Source organism: Pleionea sp. WD8-19 (assembly GCF_055326765.1).
Genome location: NZ_JBUZOU010000015.1, coordinates 118,080 through 125,035, shown reverse-complemented (window position 1 = coordinate 125,035; position 6,956 = coordinate 118,080). Strand labels below are relative to the sequence as shown.

General features: G+C 43.8%; 6 protein-coding genes. All 6 read right to left on the bottom strand.

The genetic code is table 11. The features are described 5' to 3' along the window. Positions 1 to 229 precede the first annotated feature (229 nt). Genes lpxA through rseP form a run of 6 tightly spaced genes read right to left on the bottom strand, consistent with a single transcriptional unit; the run spans position 230 to position 6,956 of the window. Positions 230 to 994, bottom strand: a complete 765-nt coding sequence (lpxA, locus tag ACTUJY_RS16375; RefSeq protein ID WP_463617196.1) for an acyl-ACP--UDP-N-acetylglucosamine O-acyltransferase — start codon at positions 992 to 994, stop codon at positions 230 to 232. Further along, positions 991 to 1,458, bottom strand: a complete 468-nt coding sequence (fabZ, locus tag ACTUJY_RS16370) for a 3-hydroxyacyl-ACP dehydratase FabZ (protein WP_463617195.1) — start codon at positions 1,456 to 1,458, stop codon at positions 991 to 993. Before fabZ ends, lpxA begins: the two co-directional genes overlap by 4 nt. Positions 1,459 to 1,471: 13 nt before the next feature. Beyond that, a complete protein-coding gene (gene lpxD, locus ACTUJY_RS16365; protein ID WP_463617194.1) occupies positions 1,472 to 2,533 on the bottom strand; it encodes a UDP-3-O-(3-hydroxymyristoyl)glucosamine N-acyltransferase in 1,062 nt (353 codons plus the stop codon). 35 nt (positions 2,534 to 2,568) lie between these two features. Next, the gene (locus ACTUJY_RS16360; RefSeq protein ID WP_463617193.1) at positions 2,569 to 3,072 is read right to left on the bottom strand and encodes an OmpH/Skp family outer membrane protein; all 504 of its coding nucleotides are present in this window, start codon (positions 3,070 to 3,072) and stop codon (positions 2,569 to 2,571) included. A 29-nt stretch (positions 3,073 to 3,101) separates the two neighbouring features. Further along, a complete protein-coding gene (bamA, locus tag ACTUJY_RS16355) occupies positions 3,102 to 5,588 on the bottom strand; it encodes an outer membrane protein assembly factor BamA (RefSeq protein ID WP_463617192.1) in 2,487 nt (828 codons plus the stop codon). A 21-nt stretch (positions 5,589 to 5,609) separates the two neighbouring features. After that, the gene (gene rseP / locus ACTUJY_RS16350) at positions 5,610 to 6,956 is read right to left on the bottom strand and encodes a sigma E protease regulator RseP (RefSeq protein ID WP_463617191.1); all 1,347 of its coding nucleotides are present in this window, start codon (positions 6,954 to 6,956) and stop codon (positions 5,610 to 5,612) included.

Here is a 6,956-nt window from a genome sequence, read left to right as displayed (position 1 = left end):
TTCTAAGTTCTAAGTTCTAAGTTCTAAGTTCTAAGTTCTAAGTTCTAAGTTCTAAGTTCTAAGTTCTAAGTTCTAAGTTCTAAGTTCTAAGTTCTAAGTTCTAAGTTCTAAGTTCTAAAAAGATTGTATTGGACTAACCAGCAAGTCAACTTTATTTCTGAATTTCTTATTACTTATCACTTATTGCTTAGTGCTTAGTGCTTAGTGCTTAGTGCTTAGTGCTTTTAATCTATCGGACAATACCGCGTTCTGACGTTTGAAGAAAATCAATAAAAAGTTGAACGGCAGCACTCTTTTCCGCAATTTTAGACATTTCCGCTATTGCTTGATCCAGCTTTAAATTTTTACGGTAAAGCGCTCGATAAGCATTTTTTATCGCGCGAATATCGGACTCTGAAAAACCACGTCGTTTCAAACCTTCTGCATTAATGGCTCTTGGCACACCATCCTGCAACATCACATAAGGAGGTACGTCCTGAGTGATGCGACTGTTCATTCCAGAAAAAGCGTGTGCTCCCACTTTACAAAATTGATGTACGCCTGTGAATCCACCTAGGATCACCCAGTCACCCACATGAACATGACCCGCAACAGACGCGTTATTCGCAAAAATGACATGATCACCAATTACGCAATCGTGTGCGATATGGGTGTAGGCCATAAACAAACCGTCACTGCCAATTTGGGTGTACCCAATGTCTTGTACGGTGCCGCGATGAACGGTGCAACACTCTCGAAAAACATTGTTGTCTCCGATTAGGGTTTTAGTGGGTTCACCACTGTATTTTTTATCCTGATTTTCTTCGCCAATGCTGGCAAATTGAAAAAAGCGATTGCCTTTGCCTATACTGGTGTCGCCATTAATAACAACGTGAGGCCCCACCCGAGTACCTGAATCAATTTTTACACCGGCACCAATCACCGAGTATGGCCCCACCTCAACATCATCGGCCAACTCAGCTTTAGGATCGATTACCGCAGTAGGATGGATCATACAACTCTCTTTTTGGCACACATCAGATCAGCCGAACACACCACTTGCTCATCAACCAGCGCTTCCGCTTTAAACTTCCACATATCACGTTTGCGTCGCTCAACGGTTACGTGCAAATGAACTTGATCGCCTGGCTCAACGGGCTTTTTGAAACGCGCGTTATCAATACCCACAAAATAGTACAAAGACTCACTATCTGGCAACTCGTTCATGGTTTTAAATGCCAGAATACCCGTAGCTTGGGCAAGGGCTTCAAGAATCAAAACGCCTGGCATCACAGGGCGATGCGGGAAATGTCCGGTAAAACAGGGCTCATTTACGGTTATGTTTTTTATCGCGTGGAGATATTCACCTACTTTAAAGTCCAAAACGCGATCGATTAATAAAAACGGATAGCGATGCGGTAAATGCTGCATAACTTCATGAATATCCATTACCGAAACCTGATCTACTTGCTCACTCATGGGGTTCTCACTTTTACTGATTGCTATCGTTTTTCAATAGCGATATTTCTTTTTCCAGTTGTTTAATCGTGCGCGCCATATCATCCAGTTGGCGCATGCGAGCCACGCTACGTTTCCACTCACGATTGGTCATTAAGGGTGTACCAGACGAGTAGGCACCTCGGCTTAACGATTTACTCACCTGTGAACCAGCGGTAATGTGAACACCGTCGTCTAGCGTGATATGACCTAAAATCGTTACGCGACCACTGATTGTACAAAATTCACCTACTTGCGAACTGCCGGCCACACCTGAGTACGCCGCCATCGCACTGTGTGAACCAAAGTGCACGTTGTGCGCTAAGTGGCAAAGGTTGTCGAGTTTTACATCGTCACCAATCAGCGTATCGTTTATTGCACCTCGGTCGATGGTGCAGTTAGCGCCACATTCAAAGTCATCTCCAATAACAACGCCGCCCAGTTGAGGAATTTTCACCCAGACACCAGACTCATTGGCAAAGCCAAAACCGTCGGAACCGATCACGGTGCCAGCATGGATCACTGCACGCTTACCAATGCGAACGCTATGATAAAGACTGACATTGGCGTACAAGCGACTGTTTTCACCGATGATTGAATGTTCACCAATATGGCATCCGGGAGCGATTTGTACGCCAGCATCAATCTTTACATTGGCATCAATCACAACATGAGCGCCAATAGAAGCCGTGGCATCAATTTGTGCCGACGCATCAATCACCGCCGAAGGATGAATACCAGGAGGTTGTTGCGGCGTGGTATCGAGTAGCTGAGCGACTTTAGCAAATCCCAGATAAGGATTCCCCATAACCAACGCATTGACCGGGCATTGTTCGGCAAGTTCAGGAAGCAAGATAACCGCGGATGCTTTTGTATTGTCCAGAAAGTGTTGATACTTGCTGTTACTCAAAAACGCAATATCACCTTCAACCGCATCTTGAATAGTATTGATAGCAAAGACGCGGCAAGCCGCGTCCCCTTTAACTTCTGCACCAATTTGACTGGCAATTTGTTGCAATGTGTAGCCGTTGTTCGATGAATCCTGATTTTTAGACATTAATCATTCATCCACAATGCCAATTAAAAATTGAATCAGTTACCAGAAGCGCTGATTTTTGCCAAAATTTTATCTGAAACGTTAGCAGCCTGATCGGCCCATAACAACGCTTCTTTATTAACAATCATGTCGTATTTTTCTTCTTTTGCAAACTCTTCGATTTTTTGCAAAATGGTTGCGCCAAGTAAACGTTGCTCTTCTTGCGCACGACGTTGACTGTCTTCATTTAACGCTTTTTGCTTTAGTTTGATCTTGGTCTCCATTTCCTGTCCATCGCGAGCCAAATCCAGTCGCTCTTTTTCACTCATGGTTGCGCCATCTTTTTGCGCTTTTTCTTGAAGCTTTTTGTATTCATTGAGCAGCGTTTTAATTTCTTCTTCCTGCTCTTTAAATTCGTTTTTCAGCTTTTCGGAAATTGCGACTCGTTGCGGTGACTTAGCCATTACATAACCGACGTCAACAAAACCGACTTTCATTTCCGCGGCATGCGCAATGGCAGAAAGCGATATGGCAAATAGAACAGTAAACAACTTTTTCAACGTTTTTCCCCTTACTTGTAACTTGAATGCTAGAAAGTGCGGCCAATATTAAACTGCAATGTTTCAAACTCGTCAAAGTCTTGTTTCTTGATCGGACGACCTAAACTAATGGATATGGGCCCCATAGGTGACAACCATTGTATCGCAAAGCCCGCTGAGACACGATAAGTTCCTGGATCGCTGTAATCGGGCATGTCTCCGATTTGTCGATTCGGTAACGTCACGGAGTTGCTTCGATAATCGTCAACATTAAATTTTGTATTCCAAACATTACCCGCATCGACAAAGAAACTGGTACGCACCGAACGATTATTTTCCGCAAACGGTGTTGGAAAAATCAACTCCATAGTGGCAGTAGCCTTAGCGTTACCCCCTGAAGAAAAGCGATTGAGCTCAATTCTATCATTTTCAGGTGGTAGTAATACGGTGTAAGAACTCCCGTCGGGACCAACAACGGTTGTTGTTTGAGGCGTACGAATTAATTGTCGTGGACCAACCGTATTATTTTCGAAACCACGTAACGAATCAGACGAACCACCGTAAAAGTTTTCAAAATAGGGCAAGTTTTCATTCACGCCATCGCCGTATCCATCACCATAAGACAAATCAAGCGATGTTTTAAAGCTCCATCCTCGAGCAAACGACCAATAATTCGCAAAGCTGTAATTCACCTTGTAATACTCAAGGTCACTGTCAGGTAACGAGGCTTCCAATGAAACTTGATTTAACGTCCCTGAATCTGGGAACACCCCTCGGTTTAATGTGTTTCGTAACCAACCGGTTTGCAATTCAACCAACTCAAATTTCAAAGAGGTATCAACATAAGGATCCAACCCAAAACCTCGGAAGAGATCGATAACGCCTTGCGCTCGACCACCACTGATATTCTGTGCGTATGAGTTCAACTGGTTGCTCAAATAAGTACCACCAAAACTCCAACGCGACACTTCACTTAAAGGTACTCCCCAAGTCGCTCCAACACCGAGTGACGTTTGCGATGAACGATTAATATTCAACGCACTGTAGTCGGTTTCTCGATAAAAGAGGTTATAACCAAGACTGACACCATCAATCGTAAAATAGGGATTAGTGTAATTAAAACTGTAATTTTTAACGGCTTTTGAACTGTTTAAGGAGAAAGCCACTCGATTACCGCTGCCTAAGAAGTTTTCATGACTCACGCTGGCTTGTAATGAAAGTCCGTAAAAACTGCCATAGCCCAATCCACCAGAAATAGTGCCGGCCGATCGTTCTTTGATTTCAAACTCAACATCGACCTGGTCGTCAGTCCCTTCTACTTTAGGCGTTTCAACATTGACGTTTTCAATGTATGGCAAGCGCTCCATACGCGTTTTCGAACGCTCCACCAGTTGTGTCGAAAGCGCCTCACCTTCCATCAAACGTACTTCACGGCGTAAAACGTGATCGTCGGTGCTTTCGTTACCCGCAAAGGTAATCCGCCGTACGTAAGTTTTCTGCTTAGGATCGACAAAAATGGTAAGCGTGACTTCCAAATTGTTTTCATCCAGTTCAGGCACACTCAGTACGTTAGCAAAAGCGTAACCTTTATACCCTAACCATTCAGCGATACGTTCTTCGGCAAAACTGATTGCAGCACCACTGTAGGTATCTCCCGTTTTCAATGGCACTAATGCGCGTAACTGCTCTTCGGTATAAATCAACTCACCCGAAAACTTGATGTCTTTAACAGTAAACTTTTCACCTTCATCAACATTTATGGTGATGAACATACCTTTACGATCGGGAGAAATAGAAACTTGCGTCGACACAATTTGAAATTTCAGATATCCACGATCAAGGTAATAATTGCGCAGCTTTTCCATATCGCCGGAAAGCTTTTCTTTTGCGTATTGGTCGTCACTGGTAAAGAAAGAAAAAAAGCCGCCTGTAGAAAGTTCAAACTGATCAAGCAGCTCCTCATCAGAAAAAACTTTATTACCAACGATATTTATTTCATTGATTTTTGCAGGTTCACCTTCATCCACATCCATGCGAACCTGAACACGATTCCGCGACATATTAACAGCTCGGGTTTTCACCTTAACGCCATATTTACCATGTGCGAAATACTGATTTTGAATTTCTTGTGCGATGGCTTCCAAAGCCGCTGCCTGATACACCTCACCTTTGGCAAATCCGGCACTCTTCATACCGTTTAGCAGATCTTCGGTTTTAAGCTCTTTGTTTCCTTCGATCACAATATCAGCAATGATCGGTCGCTCTTCCACATCAATGATGAGCACATTTTCATCGCTCGATACTTTAATGTAATGAAAAGAGCCGGAACGATTCAGTGCGCGAATCACTTGAGGTAATCGCGCTTCATCAATTGTTTCGCCCACTTGAATCGGTAAGTAAGTAAAAAAGGTACCCAGCTCGATTCGCTGTAAACCGTTGACTTTAATGTCTTCAACTTTAAAAGCCTTGAAACTCGCAAATAACGAACTCGTGGCCAAAACTAAAATTGAACCTAAGACTGTTTGTTTTATTGTCATAGAGATTTGTCGAACTCCAAACTACAAGCGCGCGAAGTCGTTAAATAACGCGATCGCCATCAACCCCAGCACTAAAATAATGCCTATACGCATTCCGAATTCTTGAGCCGCTTCCGATAAAGGTTTGCCTTTGATAGCCTCGATAGTATTGAACAATAAGTGACCACCATCGAGTACCGGAACCGGCAAGAGATTTATAAGACCAAGATTTACGCTGATCATTCCCAAAAAGCTGAGGAAATATACCAGTCCTCCGCGTGCAGAGCTACCCGCACCTTCCGCAATTGATAGTGGACCTCCTAACGATTTCGTAGAAACTTCCCCTAAAATCAATTTCTTAAGCATGGTTACCGTGAGTTTGATCACTTGCCAGAATTTAAGGTGCGCTTGCTGAAGTGCTTCAAAAAAACCGTATTTTCTTACGATCAACAGTTGTTCTCGAAACTCTTGTGCTTTTTCTAGGCTGATCCCAACACCAAGTTTGTATCCGTTATCGACTTTTACAGGAGTAATCGGTAAGGCCAGAGCATCTCCAGCCCGCTCAACGATTACGCGAAGCTCTCCACCGGAAAAGTTTTCCATATAATCCATTAGCTGCCCCCAACTTTTAATCGCCTGATCATTCAGTTGGGTGATGGTATCGCCTTTTTGCAACCCCGCTTTTTCAGCAGGACTTCCAACAGTGACTTCACCAATCATTGCAGGGAAACTCACCGGAGCCAAACCTAATGAGTCCAAAATATCCGGTCGACGTTCATCGAGCTGCCAATTGCCCGTATCGATGGTTTTTACGATGGGTAAGGTTGAATGATTTCGAAGTACAGAAATGCTGATCGATTCGCCATCGCCCATTCGTTTGGCCAATGCGAATAAAGTATCTTGCCAGGTCACAACGGTTTCACTATCAACGGCAACGATTTCATCGCCCTTCATCAGTCCGCTTTGAGCAGCTAGGCTTTCTGGCTTCAATTCACCCAGTACTGGCTTAACACCATTAATACCGATCATAAACATGATCCAGTAAACCACGATTGCCAAAACAAAATTAGCAAACGGCCCAGCAGCAATAATAATGTTACGCTTCCACAAAGCTTGACGATTAAATGCTTTTTCAGCGTCTGCCGGATCGACTTCACCTTCGCGCTCGTCGAGCATTTTAACGTAGCCACCGAGCGGAATTCCGGCAATGACATATTCCACGCCATCTTTTCCGACTCGCTTCCAAATGGGTTTTCCAAAGCCAACTGAGAAACGCAAAACTTTCACACCAAATTTACGCGCAGCATAAAAGTGGCCCCACTCATGGAATGTCACTAGAATCCCGAGCGTGACAATCAATGCTGCAGCGTAAAACAGAAAATCGAGCAT

Coding starts and splice junctions, on each gene's coding strand:
- lpxD (WP_463617194.1), bottom strand. CDS start 2,533: ATGTCTAAAAATCAGGATTCATCGAACAACGGCTACACATTGCAACAA.
- fabZ (WP_463617195.1), bottom strand. CDS start 1,458: ATGAGTGAGCAAGTAGATCAGGTTTCGGTAATGGATATTCATGAAGTT.
- bamA (WP_463617192.1), bottom strand. CDS start 5,588: ATGACAATAAAACAAACAGTCTTAGGTTCAATTTTAGTTTTGGCCACG.
- rseP (WP_463617191.1), bottom strand. CDS start 6,956: ATGCTCGATTTTCTGTTTTACGCTGCAGCATTGATTGTCACGCTCGGG.
- lpxA (WP_463617196.1), bottom strand. CDS start 994: ATGATCCATCCTACTGCGGTAATCGATCCTAAAGCTGAGTTGGCCGAT.